We start from the raw sequence: 17,241 nt of genomic DNA, 5'->3' as shown, positions 1-17,241 counted from the left end.
CGATGCTCGAGCTGATCGCCGCGGGCGTGCTCCGTCCGGAGCAGCTCGTGGGCCGGGTCGTCCGGCTCGACGAGGCGCCCGACGCGCTCGCGGCGATGGGCGGGCCGGTGGGGTCGACGGGGATGACGATCGTCGTGCCGTGAGCTGCCGGCCTCGAGGCGCGATCCAGAGGAATCGGTCTTCAGGGCGCGCAGGATCCTCTGGATCCCGCGACGGTGGCGGGTGGTGATCGGGGGAACGAGTCCTGCGACCTTCTCGCCATGCGGCCCGACGACGAGACGCCCCGCGCAACTCGGTAGTCTGGCCCTGCCCCTCCACCGCGAACTCAGGAGCCACCCGTGGGACGAGTCGTCGTCGATGTGATGCCGAAGCCCGAGATTCTCGACCCGCAGGGCAAGGCTGTCGCCGGTGCGCTGCCGCGGCTCGGGTTCGTGCAGTTCACGAGCGTGCGCCAGGGCAAGAGGTTCGAGCTCACGTGCGACGGCCCGGTGACCGACGAGATCCTCGCGGCCGCCCGCGAGGCCGGTGAGCACGTGCTGTCCAACCCTGTGATCGAGGACGTCGTCGCGGTCTACGCGGACGAGTCGGTCGCGGCGGACGCCTGATGACGCGCATCGGCGTCGTCACGTTCCCGGGCACGCTCGACGACCGGGATGCGGCTCGGGCGGTTCGCCTCGCGGGCGCCGAGCCGGTGGCGCTCTGGCACGCGGACGCGGACCTGCACGCGGTCGACGCCGTCGTCCTGCCGGGCGGGTTCTCCTACGGCGACTACCTGCGCGCGGGTGCCATCAGCCGGTTCGCGCCCGTCATGGGCTCGATCGTCGACGCCGCGAACGGCGGGCTGCCCGTGCTGGGCATCTGCAACGGCTTCCAGGTCCTCACCGAGGCGCACCTGCTGCCGGGGTCGATGATCAAGAACGACCACCTGCGGTTCGTGTGCCGCGAGCAGGTGCTGAGCATCGAGAACATCGACACGGCCTGGACGCGCGACTACGCGCGCGGCGAGCGCATCACCGTGCCGCTCAAGAACCAGGACGGCCAGTACGTCGCCGACGAGCACACGCTCGACGAGCTCGAGGGTGAGGGCCGCGTCGTCTTCCGGTACGTCGACGTGAACCCCAACGGGTCGCGCCGGGGCATCGCGGGCATCACGAACGCCGCGGGCAACGTCGTCGGCCTCATGCCGCACCCCGAGCACGCGGTCGAGGTGGGCTTCGGGCCTGACGGCGCCAAGGGCCCGCGTACCGGGACGGACGGGCTGCGGGTCTTCACGTCCGTGCTGCACGCACTGGTCGGATGAGCGCACAGAGCGACCGCGAGCCCGAGGTCTCGATCGACCTCGTCGACTGGGACGACCCCGACGCGACGCGGCTCCGGGTCGCGCAGCAGGCCGAGCTCCGCGAGCTGTACGGCGACGACGACATCGGGCACACCATGACCGGCGAGTCGATCGTCGCGATGGTGCTGGTCCGTGGGGACGGGGTCCCCGCCGCGTGCGGGGCGCTGCGCGACGTGAGCGACACGATGGGCGCGGGCGTCGGTGAGCTCAAGCGGATGTATGTGGTGCCGGGGTACCGCGGGCGCGGGCTGTCGCGGGTCGTCCTGACGGACCTCGAGGAGCGGGCGCGCGCGCTCGGGTTCGGTCGGCTCATCCTCGAGACCGGCGTCCTGCAGTCCGGGGCCATCGGCCTGTACCTGACGTCGGGCTACCACTCGATCGAGAACTTCGGGGAGTACGAGGACGCCGCCGAGTCCCGGTGCTTCGCGAAGGACCTGCATGCGGCGCCGCGGCGCTCGTCCCGGGGTGCGGCTGCTCCGGGCTCGGCCCGTTCCGACAAGGACGACGACGTGCCCGACGACGACGCCGCGCACGTCCGCCATGCCGTCACGCTGCGCGCCGTCGGCTGGGACGACCCCGACGCCGTCCGGCTGCGTCGTGCGATGTTCGACGAGGAGAACCTGCCCCGGTACCCCGAGCTCGGACGGGCGATCGAGCGGATGGGTGGCTACGAGGTGAACGACGCCGCCGAGGGCGCCGGAGGGCTCACCACCCTCATCGCGGACGTCGACGGGGAGCCGGTCGCCTGCGTGGCGCTGCGGACGGCCGGGCCGGGCGTCGGCGACCACGCGGGCGAGCTCAAGAAGGTGTTCGTGCGGGGGGCTGCGCGCGGGCTCGGGCTGGCCAGGACGCTGCTCGCGGAGATCGAGGTCGAGGCGCGCGCTCGCGGGCTGAACCGGCTCGTCCTGCACACCGGGCGGCGTCAGCCGGAGGCCATGACGCTGTACCTGTCGGTCGGGTACCGGCCGATCCCGCCCTTCGCGCCGTACGTCGGCGACCCGATCGCGATGTGCTTCGCGAAGGACCTCTGAGCCGGTCGGGCCCAGCGGGTGGAGCGCAGGATCTTCGTGGCGACGGTCGTCGGGGAGCCGACGTACAGCGCGCCGTCGGGCCCGGCGGCCTCCTCGAACGACGCCCGCGTGGGGGGCGGCCAGCCTCGCTCACGACCCAGGCGCCCGACGTACGTGCGGTAGTGGGGCACACCTGCTCGAGCGCCTCGTCGTCGGTCGCGGCCACGCGACGACCGTAGCAAGCGGGTGCGCGACGTTCTGGACGGGCTCTGGGCGGCGGCGACGTGACCGGCTACTATCGGCGCGTGCTCCTGCTGCAGACGTGTTGTCGCTGACCTGACAACCCCGCGCGCCCGCGGCCGACCGGCCCCCGCTGCGCACCTGCTCGGCAGACCCCAGGACGCGACCCATGTCTCAGCTCATCCTCGACCGTCCCCGCACGGTCACCGCAGCCCCCGCAGCAGCCCCCAGCCCCGTCCCCGCCGCAGCTCGCGCCGTCGCCAGCCGCCCCCGACCCGCAGCCCGCACAGCCGTCTCCGTCGCCGTCGCCGTCCCCTCCCCTCAGCCGGACGGCTCCGAGCCGCTGCAGTTCCGACCGGAGTCCGAGGCGGGCCTCGCGCTCGGCGCCGCGCGGGCCGACGTCGTGCGGCTCGGCTTCTCGGCGCGGGTCCCGTCGATCGCGACGATGCGCCGTCTCGTCGTGGCCGTCGAGGAGGAGATCGCCGCCGTCGGACGTGATCGCTCGAGCGTCCGGATCGTCCTCGACATCGAGGTGGTGGTGGCCGACGACGACGCCACGGCCCGCCGCAAGCGCGCCCTGCTCGACCACCTCGACGCGCTGGCCGGGATCGCGTGGACGCCGTCGGCGACGCGGGTCGTCGCTGCGCCCTCGGGAGTCGTCGACGCCGCGATGACGCTCGGCGGACGGGTCGGGGCCGATGAGGTGGTGCTCGTCGTGCTCGCCGGGAGCGCCGATGTCGAGAGGCTACGGCTCCTCGTCGTCGACGCACGAACCGCGGCCTGAGGCGTCGGCCAGGGACCGGGGCTAGGTGACGTCCAGCGGGAGGCTGCGCGGCCGGCTGACGCACCACGACTCGAAGGCGTCGGCCGCGAGCGCCGGTGAGAAGTGGTACCCCTGCGCCTCGTCGCACCCCATGCGGGCGAGGGCGTCGAGAGTCGTTGCGTCCTCCACGCCCTCCGCCACGAGCGTCAGGCCGAGGCTGCGTCCAAGGTCGACGACGCTCCGCACGATCAGTGCGGCGCCCGGCTCCCGGGTCATGGGGATGACCAGCGACAGGTCGATCTTCAGCTCGGAGATCGGCAGGGTCCGCAGCTGACTGAGGCTCGTGTACCCCGCACCGAAGTCGTCGAGCGAGATCCGGATGCCCAGCACCGCGAGCTCGCGCAGGACCCGCTCGGCCCGCACGGGCTCGATCATGATCGCCGTCTCGGTCACCTCGAGCTGAAGGAGCTCCGGCTCGACCTTGTGGATGGCGAGGAGGTCCGCGACGTGCGTGGCGAGGTCGGGGTCCAGCAGGTTCCGGGCCGAGAGGTTGACCGAGACGGGCGTCCGGCGGCCGGCGTTCGACCAGGCGCACACCTGGGCGAGCGCGGTGTCGAGGACCACGTACATGAGCGGAGAGACGAGGCTGGTGTGCTCGGCGAGCGGGATGAACTCGCCCGGCAGGATGAGCCCGCGTTCGGGGTGCTGCCACCGGACGAGGGCCTCCGCGCCGACGAGCGCGCCGTCCCTGATCCGCACCTTGGGCTGGTAGTGCAGCACGAGCTCCTCGTGGTCGATCGCCCGGCGGAGCTCACCGAGCAGCGCGAGCCGCGTCGGGCAGTGCTCGTCGCCGGTCGGGTCGTACGCCGCCACCCCGATCTGCTCGGTCTTCGCGACGTACATCGCGACGTCCGCGCGCTGCAGCAGCGTCGTGCTGTCGCGTCCGTGCTGGCCCGAGACGACGACGCCGATGCTGGCGTCCACGTCGAGGTCGACTCCCTCGACGCGGAACGGTGCCCTGAGCGCCGCCAGCACCCGCCGTGCCGCGCGGGTCGCCGCGGCGACGGTCGCGATGTCGGGCAGGAGGATGGCGAACTCGTCACCCCCGAGGCGGGCCACCGTCGCGCGCTCGCCCACGACGCCGGTCAGCCGGTGCCCGAGCTGGCAGAGCAGCTGGTCGCCGTAGCCGTGCCCGAACGTGTCGTTGATCTCCTTGAACCGGTCGAGGTCGATGAGGAGCAGGGAGGTCGCGGTCTGCGGGGCGGCCTCGGCGTCGGAGCTCAGTGCCTGCTCGAGGCGCTGGGTCAGCAGCGTCCGGTTCGGCAGGCCGGTGAGCGCGTCGTGCAGCGCGTCGTCGACGGCGCGTGCCCGCTCGGTGTCGAGCATCCGGCGGTGCGACCGGATGACCGACAGCAGCCCGGCGGCGACGACCAGGCCGACGAGCAGGACGGCGGGTGCCATCCAGCGCGTGATGCTCTCCAGCCGGTTGAGCTCGGCGAGCTGGTCGACTGCGGCTCGCTCCCTCTGCGCGGCCGCACCGGAGACCGTCGTGGCCATCGTCTCGAACGCCGGCTCCATCTTGGATCCGTCGATGAGCAGCACAGTGGCGAGGTCGCCCGTCTCGACCGCGGCGAACAGGCGGTCCATCCACAGGAGATAGGTGGTGTGGGCGACCCGCACGACCCGCACGCGCGCCTTGTCGTCGGCGTCGCCTCGCTGGTCCACCTCGGCGAGCGCCGCGACGAGCTGGGCCGATGCGGCGTCGAGCCGCGCGTGGACGTCCTGGCCCGGTTCGAGGCGGTACTTGCGTTCGAACGACTCCTCGGCCGCGATGGCGGTCGCGGCACGGCTGTAGGCGTCCGACAAGCGGATCGCCGCGAGAGCGCGGTTGGCTCCCGACTCGAGCTCGCGTGACGACCAGAGGCCGAACACCCCGACCAGCGCGATGACGCCTGCGAGTCCGGCGCTCGCGACCGCGACGACCCGCGCCCGAGGGCGTGTGCCTCTCACGCGGTGCGTCATCGACACCCGGCTTCCGGTCATGGACCCACGTTCGCGTTCAGGACGACTTCAGCTGTCGAGTCCCTGATCGGTCGGCGGCGCCCACGCATGAGTGACCCGACGGTCCGGCGCGACGCTGCGTCCGGACCGGCCTCCGCGACCAGCTCTCGTGGGCTCACCATGTCAGCCGCGGTCCCTGTGCGCCAGTGGGGGGTCCGAGCGCCGCCCGAAGTCATCCGGTCGGCCTACGCGGTCTGGTGACCTACGCGGTGCGGTTGCCCGTCCCGAGACCCTCGAGCGCGCGGGACAGGTCGTCGACCAGGTCCGCGGGGTCCTCGAGGCCGACCGACAGCCGTACGGTTGCCTCGCCGATGCCGACCGCCGCGCGCCCCGCGGGCCCGAGCTTGCGGTGCGTGGTCGTCGCGGGGTGCGTGACGATCGACTTCGCGTCGCCGAGGTTGTTCGAGATGTCGATGACACGCAGTGCGTCGAGGAAGCCGAAGGTGGCCTTCTTCGCGTCGTCGGCGGACGCGTCGTCGGGCACGGCGAGGGCGACGGTGACGACCGTTCCGCCGCCGGCCTGCTGGCGCAGTGCGAGCTCGTGCTGCGGGTGCGAGCTCAGGTACGGGTAGCGGACCGTGGCGATCGCGGGGTGCTGCTCGAGCCACGTCGCGAGGTGCAGGGCGGACGCCGTCTGGTGCCGCACGCGCAATGACATGGTCTCGAGACCCTTGAGCAGGACCCAGGCGTTGAACGGGCTCAAGGACGGTCCGGTGTTCCGGATGAACGTCTGGACCGACCCGTGGATGAACTCGTCGGTCCCGAGGATCGCTCCGCCCAGCACGCGGCCCTGGCCGTCGATGTGCTTGGTCGCGGAGTACACGATGACGTCCGCGCCGTGCTCGAGCGGCCGGGAGAGCACGGGCGTGGCGAACACGTTGTCGACGACGACGACGGCTCCGGCGGCGTGCGCGAGCGTGCTGACGGCCGCGATGTCGACCAGGTCCTGCATCGGGTTGGACGGCGTCTCGAAGAACACGACGTCCGCCGGGGTGGCGAGCGCCGCCTGCCACTGCTCGGGCACGTGGCCGTCGACGTAGTCGGTCCGCACGCCCCACTTCGCGAGGATCTCGTCGAAGATCACGACGGTCGAGCCGAACAGCGCGCGCGACGCGACGATCCGCGACCCGGAGCGCACGAGCGCCGCGAGCGCCGTGAAGACCGCCGACATGCCGCTCGCCGTGGCGTAGGCGGCCTCGGCGCCCTCGATCAGGCGCAGCCGCTCCTCGAACGTCGAGACCGTCGGGTTGCCGTAGCGCGAGTACAGGAAGCGGTCGACCTCACCTCCGAAGGCCGCCTCGGCCTCGCCGGCTGTCGGGTAGGCGTACCCCTGCGTGAGGAAGAGCGCCTCGGACATCTCGCCGAACTCGCTGCGCACGAGCCCGCCGCGAACCGCGAGCGTGTCGGGGCGCAGGGACTCGCGAGGGGAGCGGCGGGCGTCCCAGTCGCCCGGACCGGGGGTGCGACGCGCGCCGCCGGCGCTCACGGCTGCGTCCAGGGCAGGCCGGCGGCGCGCCAGCCCTGCGCCCCACGGTGGCCGTCGGGCCCGACGTTGCCCTCGAACCCGTCGAGCACGTTGTACGCGGGACCGTAGCCCGCGGCGGTCGCAGCCGTGGCCGCGGCGACCGAGCGGACGCCCGAGCGGCACAGGAAGACAACGGGCCGCGCGTCGCCGGGTGTGAGCCCGGCGGCCGCGAGCGATGCCAGGAAGTTGGGGTTGGGCTGGCCGCTCGGGTAGGTCGACCACTCGATCAGCGCGGCGCGTCGCCCGAGGGACGACGTGTCGGGGACGCCCACGTAGCGCCACTCGGCGTCGGTCCGGACGTCGACGAGCACCGCGCGCTCGTCGGCCGCGAGGAGGTCCCAGGCCTGCTGGGGGGTCAGGTCGCTTGCGTAGCTGGTGCTCATGCGAGCCTCGTCTCAGGGGTCGGGTGGGTGGGCAGGACGACGGCCTGCCCGGCGATCACGCGGTCGCCGTCGAACGTGAGCGTCGGGCCGCCGTGCAGGACGTAGCCGTCGTCGAGCGCGGCGCTCACACGCTCGCAGAACGACCTGTCGTCGGGGCCCGTCAGCAGCCGGTAGCGCAGTCGCAGCTGTGGCGCCACCTGCGTGTCGTCGTCGCTTGTGGGGTCAGGTGTCGTGCTCATCACGCCTCCATCGGTCCTGGCGGTAGCACCCACGGCCGAGCACTGTCCATGCTCGCGGGTTGCTGCGGCGTCGTCGAGCCAGATCTCTCAGCCGCTCTGGATGGTGTCCGCGATCGTAGGCCCGTCGCGCGGCGCGGTCCAGTCCTCGGACGTCGTGTCCGCGATCCGAGACATCACGCTCCTTCGTTGACACTGCCGTGGGCGAGCGGCGATCCTCGTCGAAGGTCACGAGTGCCAGCAGAATGCCCCGGCTTGCTGGCCGGCAACCCTCCTCCGCGGTGGGGTGCCCCGGGTGACGACCTGGCCGTCCGCCGTTCGGTGGACAGCAAGCGCGGGGTGCTCGCACGTCGGCTCCCCACAGATCTGCCGAGGAGTGCCATGTCTGTCACCACCGAGCGCGCCGTCTGCGCGACCCCGTCCACCCAGCTCCCGCTGCTGCCCGTCGTCGGCTCGGCCACGCAGGTGCCCCTCCTCGACGGCACCTCACGGACCTACGCGAACCTCGACTACGCAGCGAGCGCGCCGGCCCTCGAGGCGGTCGCGGCCCGCGTGACCGAGGTCCTGCCGCTCTACGCCTCGGTGCACCGCGGCGCCGGCTACCTGTCCCAGGTGTCGACGGCGCTGTACGAGGCGTCGCGCCAGACCATCGCGCAGTTCGTGGGCGCCCGGTCCGACGACGTCGCGATCATCACGCGCAACACGACCGACGCGCTCAACCTCCTCGCGAACGTCGTCCCGGCGGGACCCGACGGCACGCCCGGGCGCGTGCTCGTGCTCGACCTCGAGCACCACGCGAACCTGCTGCCGTGGGGGCTGGGCACGCGCCGCGCGTCGACCGTCCTGCCCATCGAGTCGACCGTCGCCGCGACCCTCGCCGCCCTCGCTGCCGAGCTCGGGTCCACCGCCTACGCGCTCGTCGCGGTGACCGGCGCGTCCAACGTCACCGGCGAGGCCCTGCCGGTCGCGGATGTCGTCGCACTCGCGCACACTGCAGGGGCGCGGGTCGTCGTCGACGGCGCGCAGCTCGTCCCTCATCGCGGCTTCTCGCTCACCGTGACCGGTGCGGACTACGTCGCCTTCTCCGGCCACAAGACCTACGCGCCGTTCGGTGCAGGCGCCCTCGTGGGCCGCCGAGACTGGCTGGACGACGGTGCGCCGTACCTCGCAGGGGGAGGCGCGGTGCGTGACGTGCGGGCCGACCGGACACTGTGGCAGCCGGCTCCGGCCCGGCACGAAGCCGGGTCCCCGAACGTCATCGGTGCGATCGCGCTCGCCGAGGCCTGCGAGGTCCTTGCCGCGCTGCCCGACGGCGCGCTCGCGGCGCACGAGCTCGCGCTCCGGACCCGGCTCGTGTCCGGCCTCGGCGCGATCGCCGGGGTCGAGGTCCTGCGCATCTGGCCCGACTCGATCGAACCCGTCGGTGTGGTCACGTTCACGGTGGAGGGCCATGACCCAGGCCTCGTGGCCGCCTACCTCGCCGCGGAGCACGGCATCGGCGTGCGCGACGGCCGGTTCTGCGCGCACCCGCTGCTCGTCCGGCTCGGGGCACCCGGCGGAGCGATCCGCGCGTCGGTCGGCGTCGGCACGCCCAGCGAGGCGGTCGACCGGCTGCTGACCGCGCTCACCGACTACCTCGCGAGCGGGCCGCGTGCCCGGTACGTCGTCGAGGACGGCTGCTGGGTCGTCGCCGACGACACCCGGCCGCTGATCCCCGTGCACGGTCTCGACGGGCTCGCGGCGACCGCGGCGGCGTGCGGCCCGGCCGTGGAGTGAGTACGGCGCGCTAGCGTCGCAGTCGTGACGAACCAGCTCGCACGGAGGCTCGGCACCGGCTCGGCCGTGATGATCGGCCTCGGCTCGATGATGGGCGCGGGGGTGTTCGCGGCGTTCGGTCCCGCGGCCCGGGCGGCCGGCAGCGGCCTGCTCGTCGGTCTCGCGATCGCCGGCCTGGTCGCCGTCGCCAACGCGACGTCCTCGGCGCAGCTCGCGGCCGTGTACCCGACGTCGGGCGGCACGTACGTGTACGGGCGCGAGCAGCTCGGGCCGTGGTGGGGGTATCTGGCCGGCTGGGGCTTCGTCGTCGGCAAGCTGGCGTCCTGCGCGGCGATGGCGCTGACGTTCGCCGCGTACGTCGCGCCGATCGGATGGCAGCGCCCGTTCGCCGTGGCGGCCGTCGTCGGGCTCGCGGCCGTGAACTACCGCGGGATCACGCGGACGGCGCGGCTGACGGTCGTCCTGGTCGTCGTCGTGCTCGCGGCGCTCGCGGTCCTCGTCGGCGTGAGCGCGGCGGGCGGGGGCGCCGACGTCGGCCGCATCGGGGTAGGGGGAGTCCTGCACGCCGGGCCGTACGCGATCCTCCAGGCCGCGGGCCTGCTGTTCTTCGCGTTCGCCGGGTACGCACGCCTCGCGACGCTCGGTGAGGAGGTGCGCGACCCGGCGAGGACGATCCCACGAGCGATCGTCCTCGCCCTCGGGATCACGGTCGTCGTCTACGGGGTCGTGGCGGTCACGGTCCTCGCGGTCCTCGGGCCCGACGGGGTCGCCGCCAGCTCGACCCCGCTCGCCGCCGCGGCCGCCCGGTCGGGAGCCGGATGGGTCGGACCCGTCGTGCGCGTCGGGGCTGCTGCCGCGGCGCTCGGGGCGCTGCTCGCGCTCGTCGCGGGCATCGGGCGCACGACGCTCGCGATGGCCCGCGAGGGTGACCTGCCGCGCTGGCTCGACGCGGTGCACCCGCGCTACCGCGTCCCGCACCGGGCCGAGGTCGCCGTGGCGGTCGTGGTGTCGGCGCTCGTCCTGGTGACGGACCTGCGCGGGGCTATCGCGTTCTCGTCGTTCGGGGTGCTGCTGTACTACGCGGTCGCGAACGCCTCGGCGCTGACGCAGCCGCCCGAGCAGCGGCGGTACCCGCGGGCGCTGGCCTGGACCGGGCTCGTGGGGTGCGTGGTGCTCGTTGCGACGCTGCCGATCGGTGCCGTCGCGACCGGGCTCGTGGTGTTCGCCGCCGGGGTCGCGCTGCGGTGGTGGCGGCTGCGCCGCTGGCCCCGGTCCTCGACGGACTGAGCGCCGGGCGTCAGGTGCCGATGACCATCGCGACGACGACGCCACCGATTCCCAGCAGCACGCCCGCGATCGCCTGGATCCGGCCGACGGGCGCGTACCCGTGCGAGGCGAGCGTCGACGCCCGCGGCAACGCGGCAGCCGAGCACGCGATCGCGGCGAGTGCCACCCACGGCCCGAGGACGAACGCCAGGCCGAGGCCGACGATCCCGAGGGCCAGGCCGACGGTCGCGACGAGGTTCTTGATGACGGGAGCCGTGGCCGACGGCGGAGTCGCACCCGGTTGCCGGCCGCTCGACCACACCGGCTTGCCGGTCGACGGGTCGGGGCGCCACCCAGCCGCGTGCCCGCTCGCGTCGTCGTCGTGCCCAGAAGTCGTCGACATGTCCGCGCCCCTCGTCGTGAGTCGACGGCCAGTATGGGGGCACGCCGACCGCGTCCCGGTCTTCGCGCTCAGCCCGAGGGCGAGGTCGTCAGCGCAGGAGCGCTTCGACCAGTCCGCGCGCCCAGTCAGGATCGGCCGGTCGGCCGGCGAAGATGGCGCGGTAGTACAGCGGACCGAGCAGCGCGTCGGCGGCCTGCTCGACGTCGGGTGGCTCGCCGCCCCGCGACCGCTCGCGCTCCAGGATCGCCGCGAGCTGCGCCTGCCGGTCCGCGCTGCAGGCGCTGCCGCCCGCCGGCCCGGCGCCGACCGTGGCACGCATGAGGGCGAGCACGTCGGGGTCGGCCAGGTCGACAGCGACGTCGGCCGTCCAGCGCTCGAGGTCTCCCTGGAGCGTGCCGGTGTCCGGCACCACGATGTCGCCGGAGAACCGGCTGGTTGCGACCTCGGCGAGCAGGTCCGCGAGCGACACCCAGCGGCGGTAGACCGTCGTCGGGTGGACGCCCGCGCGCGCGGCGATGGTCGGCATCGTCAGGTCCTCGGACGGGCTCTCGGCGACGAGCTCCCCGACAGCGCGGTGCACGGCGGCACGCACGCGCGTGGAGCGGCCACCCGGACGCGTGTGGGGAGGAGTCGTGGACACCCGACCAGTATCGCATCGATCATTGCGTCTAGGTTATGCTCCCCACTAACGCATTGATCGCTGCTTCAGAGGAGCATGATGTCCGAGACTCCCGCTGTGCCCGTCGCGGTCGCCGTGCTCCGTCCGACTGCTCGCGCCGGTCGCCTGTCGCACCCGTTCGCCTTTGCGGCCATCGCCGCGATCCTCGTGCTGTTCATGGCCGCCTCGAGCGCGCCGTCGCCGCTCTACGTCGTCTACCAGCGCGAGTGGGGCTTCTCGGCGGCGACGCTGACCGTCGTGTTCGCCGCGTACGTCCTCGGGCTGCTGGCCTCGCTGCTGGTCATCGGGGCGCTGTCCGATCACATCGGCCGGCGACCCGTGCTGGCCGCGGCGATCGCGCTCGAGACGGTGGCGCTCGTCCTGTTCCTGACCGCCGGTGACGTGACCGTGCTGCTCGCCGCGCGCGTCGTGCAGGGCGTCGCGACGGGCGCTGCGACGACGACGCTCGCGGCCACGCTGGTCGACCTCAACCCGGCGCACGCGCCCGGCCGAGCAGGCCTAGTCAACGGGGTGGCGCCCATCAGCGGTCTGGCCCTCGGAGCGCTCGGCTGCGGCGCTCTCGTGCAGTTCGCCCCCGCCCCGACGCACCTCGTGTTCGCGTTGCTCCTCGGTGCGATGGCGCTCGCGGGCATCGTGGTCGCGCGCATGCCCGAGACGTCCGCGCGCCGCCCCGGAGGCCGGGCCTCGCTCACGCCCCGGCTCGGCGTGCCCGTCGGTCTGCGCGCCGACGTCTCCGCGATCGTCCCGATCATGGTGGCCAGCTGGGCGCTCGGCGGGCTCTACCTCTCCCTCGGCCCCTCGGTCGCCGTCGGGCTGTTCGGCCTGGGCAGCCACCTGGTCGGCGGCCTCGTCGTCACGCTGCTGTGCGGGACCGGTGCGGTGACCGCGTTCCTCCTGCGCGCCTGGCCGACCGACCGGGTCCTCGACACCGGCGCCACCCTGCTGACCGCCGGTACGGCCGTCACCCTGGGCGGCGTGCTGACCCACGCCGTAGCGCTGTCCGCGGCAGGCACGGTGGTTGCGGGGGTCGGATTCGGCGCGTCGGCCCTGGCAACCTTCGGGACCCTCGCGCGGCTGGCGGCCCCGGCGGAGCGGGGTGCACTGTTCGCCGTGGCGTACACCATCTCGTACCTGGCCTTCAGCCTGCCCGCCGTGCTCGCGGGCGTCGCCAGCGCCTCCGCGGGCCTGCGACTGACCGCCGTCGTCTACGGGCTCGGGGTCGTAGGGCTGGGGCTCACCGCACTCGTAGCCCAGCGACTGCGCCCGTCCCGGCGCGCGGTCCGCATCAGGTAGCACGCAGGCACCGACCCGGGGGTCAGGCGACGGTGATCCGCAGCTGGGCGGCCAGCGCGCCCGCGAGGTCGATGAGCTGCTCGCTGCTGATCGTCGCGCCCGCGAGCCCGGCCACCCCGTCGAGCCCCGAGAGATCAGCTCCGCGCAGGTCGACGTCAGCGAGCGTGGCGTGCGTGAGGTCGAGGCGCCCGATGCGGCAGTCGGTGATGACGAGCCGGGTGACCCGGGCGTCTCCGAGGTCCAGGTCGCCGAGGACGCACCCCTCGAGCCGCACATCCGTCAGCCGGGCGCCGCGCAGGTTGAGGTAGTCGATCTTGCCGCCGCGGATCGTCACACGCGTGAGGATGCCGCTGTACCCCGTGACCGCGCCGAGCCGGCAGTCGGACAGCGTGACGTCCCGCCACGTCGCGTCGGGCATGTCGAGCGCGCCCGCATGGACCTCGGTGAGCGTCGTGTCGAGGAGCTGGACGTGGTCGAGGTTCGCGCCGTCGAGGTTGCACCCCGTGAGCGCGCAGTCCATGAACCGGGCGTGCTCGGCGTCCTGACCGGCGAAGTCGAGGTGGTCGAACGCGAGTCCCTCGTAGTCACCGTCGGGTTCGAGGCGGCCGTCGAACGGCTCCAGGTGCACCATCGCACCAGCCTCGCACGCGACGCGCGGACGCAGGTCGACGCCGGCACATGCGCTCGTCCGGCTCCGTCGAGGCGCACCCGAACCGCGGCCGATGCGGCAGGCTTGTGCCACTGTCGATCGCCAGGGCACCGATGCTCGCGAACAGGACCGGGGGCCGTCCCAGCTCAGCTCGAGGGTTGCGGCAAGTCGCACGTGATCTTGGGGTTGACCCCCACATAGTTCAGCGGCCCGGCCAGGATCGTGACGGCAATCGTCGCCGCCCCCGCGCAGTTCTGCGGTGACCCGCCGAAGTAGCCTCGCTGGCCCGCCGCCACCGCGCCGATCACCAGCCAAACCACGACCAGAAGCCCGACGATCCTGATGCGCGGCCGAGTACCCATACCTGTGTCTACTCCGGTTTCAGGGTTGCTGCGAGCGCGCTGCCCGTAGCGCAGATTCACGGTCGGTCAGTCCGAGTCAGCGGACGCGCCGTGCGGCCTCACGCTCGTCGAGCGGGAGCGCGGAGCGGTCGCCACGTGCCGGTCTCGCGAGCGACTTGGGTGGCGTCAAGCGGTGGTCTCCAGCACGGCCTCGAAGAACGTCGTGTCGGCGGCGTGCCCCGCGGTCAGGACGAACCCAGGGGGCGTCCCTTCCCGTCAGCGGCAAGGTGGGTCTTGCAGGCCTCCCGAACCGTTCGGGGATGTCCCGCCATGACGCACCCGTGCGGAGCCGTTCGACGGTGCGCACCGGTCATGCACGGTCCCGGGCGCCGATCGGGACGAGCCGGACGGTCCAGGTCGCCGGGGAGGCGTACAGCTCGTACTGAGGCAGGACGCCCGGTCCGCACGAGGCGCTCCCCAGACCGGTCTGCGCCAGGTCGAGATTGACGAAGACCCGGTCCTGCGGCACGAGGTCGATCGTGTGCGCGGCGGCATCGAGATCCTCGCTCGTCCACCTGCGGACCGTGAGCTCGAGGGTGGGCTTGCCCTCGACGCGTACACCGCCAGTGCTGCCGCGGAGCTCGGCCCATCTGACCCCTGTCCGGTTCCCGTTCTCCTGCGGGCGGAGGTACGGGGTTTGCAGGTCGTCGACGCTGCTGCGGTACCGGCCCACGACGGCCGATCGCGCACTGTCCGCGTAGGCCTCGCCGGGTCCGCCGCCGAACCACTCGACCTCCCCGATCTCGGCGGGCAACGCCATGCGGAGCCCCAGGCGGGGGATCGGATCGGTCCATGGGCCCTCGGGCACCACCTCCACGGTCAGGACGAGCGCGTCGCCGTCCGCGGTCCACCGGTAGGTGGTCAGCATGCCGAGATCGGTGGCGGCGGGGGCCACGCGCGTGCGCAGAGTGAACCCGTCCGCGTCCCAGCGCTGCTCGACGACCCGGTGCATGACGCGGTCCAGCCCGAGCTCGCGCCACCGCGGTGCGACAGGCGTCCCGGCCATCCCGAGGTCGTTGTCCGTCGGGGCGCGCCACAGGTCCAGACGTGGGCCGTCGACCGGCAGACCACCCAGGCGGGTCAGCAGCCCGGTGTGCTGGTCGAACAGATCGCGGCTCAGGGGGCCGCCGGTCACCGACCACGCCGGACCTGTACCGACCTGGTACTGACCGACGGCGATCTCGTGCCCGGCAGGAGCCCAGGTCGCGGCCTGTGCGAGGACGGCCCGCACGGTCAGCCACGACTCGGCGGCGACGGCAGCAGGCGTCGGGAGCGCGACGGTGACGGTGCCGTGCGCGGGAACCGGAGGAACGGTGAGCTCACCGCTCGCCGTCGCGACTCCCTCGACCTCGTGCGCCCAGGTGAATCGCAGCGCAGACGTGTCGGCGAAGTCCTGGAGGTTGGCGACCGTGACCCGACCGCGCTCGACTGTGATCCGGACGGGCGCGATCACCGCCTTGTACTCGACCAGCCCCGGCGACGGCGTGCGGTCGGGGAACAGCAGGCCGTCAGCGACGAAGTTGCCGTCGTGCAGCGGCTCCCCGAAGTCCCCGCCGTAGGCGAAGAACTCGCGGCCGTCCTCGGTCCGCTTCCGGATCCCGTGGTCGATCCACTCCCAGATGAAGCCGCCCTGGCACCGTGGGTACCGCTCGAAGAGCTGCTGGTACTCCAGCAGCCCGCCGGGGCCCGCGCCCATGGCGTGCCCGTACTCGCACAGGATGAACGGGAGGCCTCGCCGATGGGCGTCCAGCTCCGGGTCGACGGTGAGGGGCTCGGCGTGCCGACCGATCTCGTCCACCTCGTCGTGCGTCGCGTACATCCGGCTGTACACGTCGACGTAGCCGGACTCCCAGTCGCCCTCGTAGTGCACCGGGCGCCCGGGGTCGCGCTCGTGAGCGACGACGGACATCGCGGGGAGGTTCTGTCCCGAGCCTGCCTCGTTGCCGAGAGACCACATGATCACGCTCGGGTGGTTCTTGTCCCGCTCGACGGTGCGGCGCATGCGGTCCAGCAGGGCCGGGCGCCACCGGAGGTCGTCGCTCGGGTTTCCCATCCAGTCCGTGAGCAAGAAGCCGTGGGTCTCGTAGTCGCACTCGTCGATCACGTACAGGCCGTACTCGTCGCACAGCTCCAGGAAGTCCGGGTGCGGCGGGTAGTGGCTGGTCCGCACCGCGTTGATGTTGTGCTGCTTCATGAGCTTCACGTCCGCGAGCATGTCCTGCGCGGTGACGGCACGACCGCGGTCCGGGCTCCACTCGTGTCGGTTCACACCGCGGATGAGGATCCGCCGTCCGTTGACGGTGAGGAGCCCGTCGGTCACGACCACCGTGCGGAAGCCGATCCGGACCGCGATCGTCTCGCCGCCTGCGGTGAGCGTGGCGTCGTACAGTCGGGGCTGCTCCGCCGACCACGGCTCGACCCCCGGCACGACGTGCGGCCCAGCGGCCGGCACCCGCTCGAGGCCGAGCTCCGGGACCGTGAGGAGCGCGGGGACGTCGGTCTCGACCTGCAGCGTGCCCGCGCCGGTCGTGTGGTCGTAGTCGGCGTGGACGAAGACGTCGTCGACCGCCCCCGCCGGTCGCGAGATCACGCTCACGGAGCGGAACAACCCGGACATCCACCACATGTCCTGGTCCTCGAGGTAGCTCGCCGGTGACCACTGGTGCACCCGGACCGCCAGGACGTTCGCGCCCACCCTCAGGTGCGGCCCGATGTCGAACTCGGTGGTCAGGCGGCTGCCCGTCGACCAGCCGAGCGCGACCCCGTTGAGCCAGACCGTGAACGCCGAGTCGACCCCGAGGAACCGGAGCACGGCGTCGCCCTCGGGCCAGTCGCCGGGGAGCTCGAAGGTGCGGCGGTACTCGCCTGTCGGGTTCTCGTCCGGGACGAACGGCGGGTCCACCGGGAACGGGTACCGGACGTTGGTGTAGGCGGGGCTTCCGTGCCCCTGGAGCTGCCAGTGCCCGGGAACCTCGATCGTCCCCCAGTCCTCGTCGTCGAGACCGGGCACCTCGAAGCCGTCGGTCAGGTCGTCGGCCCGCGCGGCCAGGCTGAACCTCCACGTGCCGTCCAGCAGGATCCGCGGGGCGTCGGACGTCACATGCGCCCGGGGCGCACGTCGGTTCTCGCCGGGCGCCATGCTGGTCAGGAGGAGGGGCGGTGTACTCATGGGACGTCACCTCGACGTGGACTGGGCTGTCACAAGCGGTGGACGGGG

General features: G+C 73.0%; 16 protein-coding genes and 2 riboswitches. Of the genes, 7 read left to right on the top strand and 9 right to left on the bottom strand.

Going from position 1 to position 17,241, the window contains the following annotated elements:
* Positions 1–338: 338 nt before the first annotated feature.
* The 4 genes from purS to VFW79_RS14805 all read left to right on the top strand — a co-directional run bounded on the left by purS (position 339) and on the right by VFW79_RS14805 (position 3,373).
* On the top strand, positions 339–605 hold the full coding sequence (purS, locus tag VFW79_RS14820) for a phosphoribosylformylglycinamidine synthase subunit PurS (RefSeq protein ID WP_109131067.1): 267 nt from the start codon (positions 339–341) through the stop codon (positions 603–605).
* Complete coding sequence (gene purQ, locus VFW79_RS14815) at positions 605–1,300, top strand: phosphoribosylformylglycinamidine synthase subunit PurQ (RefSeq protein ID WP_329678064.1); 696 nt, start codon at positions 605–607, stop codon at positions 1,298–1,300. Before purS ends, purQ begins: the two co-directional genes overlap by 1 nt.
* Positions 1,297–2,370 (top strand): GNAT family N-acetyltransferase, encoded by a 1,074-nt coding sequence (locus VFW79_RS14810; protein ID WP_329678063.1) that lies wholly within the window; start codon positions 1,297–1,299, stop codon positions 2,368–2,370. The genes purQ and VFW79_RS14810 overlap by 4 nt, the downstream gene beginning before the upstream one ends.
* A 388-nt stretch (positions 2,371–2,758) precedes the next feature.
* On the top strand, positions 2,759–3,373 hold the full coding sequence (locus VFW79_RS14805) for an LLM class flavin-dependent oxidoreductase (RefSeq protein ID WP_329678062.1): 615 nt from the start codon (positions 2,759–2,761) through the stop codon (positions 3,371–3,373).
* A gap of 21 nt (positions 3,374–3,394) precedes the next feature.
* Here VFW79_RS14805 and VFW79_RS14800 read toward each other — a convergent pair whose 3' ends face one another.
* The 4 genes from VFW79_RS14800 to VFW79_RS14785 all read right to left on the bottom strand — a co-directional run bounded on the left by VFW79_RS14800 (position 3,395) and on the right by VFW79_RS14785 (position 7,560).
* Positions 3,395–5,395 (bottom strand): putative bifunctional diguanylate cyclase/phosphodiesterase, encoded by a 2,001-nt coding sequence (locus tag VFW79_RS14800; protein WP_329678061.1) that lies wholly within the window; start codon positions 5,393–5,395, stop codon positions 3,395–3,397.
* A gap of 220 nt (positions 5,396–5,615) precedes the next feature.
* Positions 5,616–6,899 carry an O-succinylhomoserine sulfhydrylase gene (locus VFW79_RS14795; protein ID WP_329678060.1) on the bottom strand — a complete coding sequence of 428 codons (1,284 nt, stop codon included), beginning with the start codon at positions 6,897–6,899 and terminating at the stop codon, positions 5,616–5,618.
* Complete coding sequence (locus VFW79_RS14790) at positions 6,896–7,321, bottom strand: rhodanese-like domain-containing protein (protein WP_329678059.1); 426 nt, start codon at positions 7,319–7,321, stop codon at positions 6,896–6,898. The genes VFW79_RS14795 and VFW79_RS14790 overlap by 4 nt, the downstream gene beginning before the upstream one ends.
* On the bottom strand, positions 7,318–7,560 hold the full coding sequence (locus tag VFW79_RS14785) for a DUF1737 domain-containing protein (RefSeq protein WP_329678058.1): 243 nt from the start codon (positions 7,558–7,560) through the stop codon (positions 7,318–7,320). Before VFW79_RS14785 ends, VFW79_RS14790 begins: the two co-directional genes overlap by 4 nt.
* Before the next feature lie 4 nt (positions 7,561–7,564).
* Positions 7,565–7,667, bottom strand: a riboswitch (SAM riboswitch).
* A gap of 116 nt (positions 7,668–7,783) precedes the next feature.
* Positions 7,784–7,898: riboswitch (SAM riboswitch) on the top strand.
* 40 nt (positions 7,899–7,938) lie between these two features.
* On the opposite strand from VFW79_RS14785, the gene VFW79_RS14780 reads away from it, so the two are divergent.
* Together VFW79_RS14780 and VFW79_RS14775 are read left to right on the top strand one after the other, a co-directional pair.
* Positions 7,939–9,333, top strand: a complete 1,395-nt coding sequence (locus VFW79_RS14780) for an aminotransferase class V-fold PLP-dependent enzyme (protein ID WP_329678057.1) — start codon at positions 7,939–7,941, stop codon at positions 9,331–9,333.
* A 24-nt stretch (positions 9,334–9,357) separates the two neighbouring features.
* On the top strand, positions 9,358–10,620 hold the full coding sequence (locus VFW79_RS14775) for an APC family permease (protein ID WP_329678056.1): 1,263 nt from the start codon (positions 9,358–9,360) through the stop codon (positions 10,618–10,620).
* A gap of 10 nt (positions 10,621–10,630) precedes the next feature.
* Here VFW79_RS14775 and VFW79_RS14770 read toward each other — a convergent pair whose 3' ends face one another.
* Together VFW79_RS14770 and VFW79_RS14765 are read right to left on the bottom strand one after the other, a co-directional pair.
* On the bottom strand, positions 10,631–11,002 hold the full coding sequence (locus VFW79_RS14770) for a hypothetical protein (protein WP_329678055.1): 372 nt from the start codon (positions 11,000–11,002) through the stop codon (positions 10,631–10,633).
* A gap of 88 nt (positions 11,003–11,090) precedes the next feature.
* Positions 11,091–11,642, bottom strand: a complete 552-nt coding sequence (locus tag VFW79_RS14765; protein ID WP_329678054.1) for a TetR/AcrR family transcriptional regulator — start codon at positions 11,640–11,642, stop codon at positions 11,091–11,093.
* A gap of 78 nt (positions 11,643–11,720) precedes the next feature.
* Here VFW79_RS14765 and VFW79_RS14760 point away from each other — a divergent pair, with 78 nt between their 5' ends.
* Positions 11,721–12,974 carry an MFS transporter gene (locus VFW79_RS14760; RefSeq protein WP_329678053.1) on the top strand — a complete coding sequence of 418 codons (1,254 nt, stop codon included), beginning with the start codon at positions 11,721–11,723 and terminating at the stop codon, positions 12,972–12,974.
* A 22-nt stretch (positions 12,975–12,996) separates the two neighbouring features.
* Here VFW79_RS14760 and VFW79_RS14755 read toward each other — a convergent pair whose 3' ends face one another.
* From VFW79_RS14755 to VFW79_RS14745, 3 genes are all read right to left on the bottom strand, one after another.
* Positions 12,997–13,605 carry a pentapeptide repeat-containing protein gene (locus VFW79_RS14755; protein WP_329678052.1) on the bottom strand — a complete coding sequence of 203 codons (609 nt, stop codon included), beginning with the start codon at positions 13,603–13,605 and terminating at the stop codon, positions 12,997–12,999.
* Positions 13,606–13,769: 164 nt separating this feature from the next.
* Entirely contained in the window at positions 13,770–14,045 is a 276-nt protein-coding gene (locus VFW79_RS14750) for a hypothetical protein (RefSeq protein ID WP_329678051.1), read from the bottom strand.
* A gap of 289 nt (positions 14,046–14,334) precedes the next feature.
* Complete coding sequence (locus VFW79_RS14745) at positions 14,335–17,193, bottom strand: glycoside hydrolase family 2 TIM barrel-domain containing protein (protein WP_329678050.1); 2,859 nt, start codon at positions 17,191–17,193, stop codon at positions 14,335–14,337.
* Positions 17,194–17,241 lie beyond the last annotated feature (48 nt).

The organism is Cellulomonas sp., assembly GCF_036279715.1.
In the GTDB taxonomy this organism is placed as follows: Bacteria; Actinomycetota; Actinomycetes; order Actinomycetales; family Cellulomonadaceae; genus Cellulomonas_A.
Note: the sequence above shows the minus strand (reverse complement) of the source record. Positions and strands in the feature narration are given on the sequence as shown.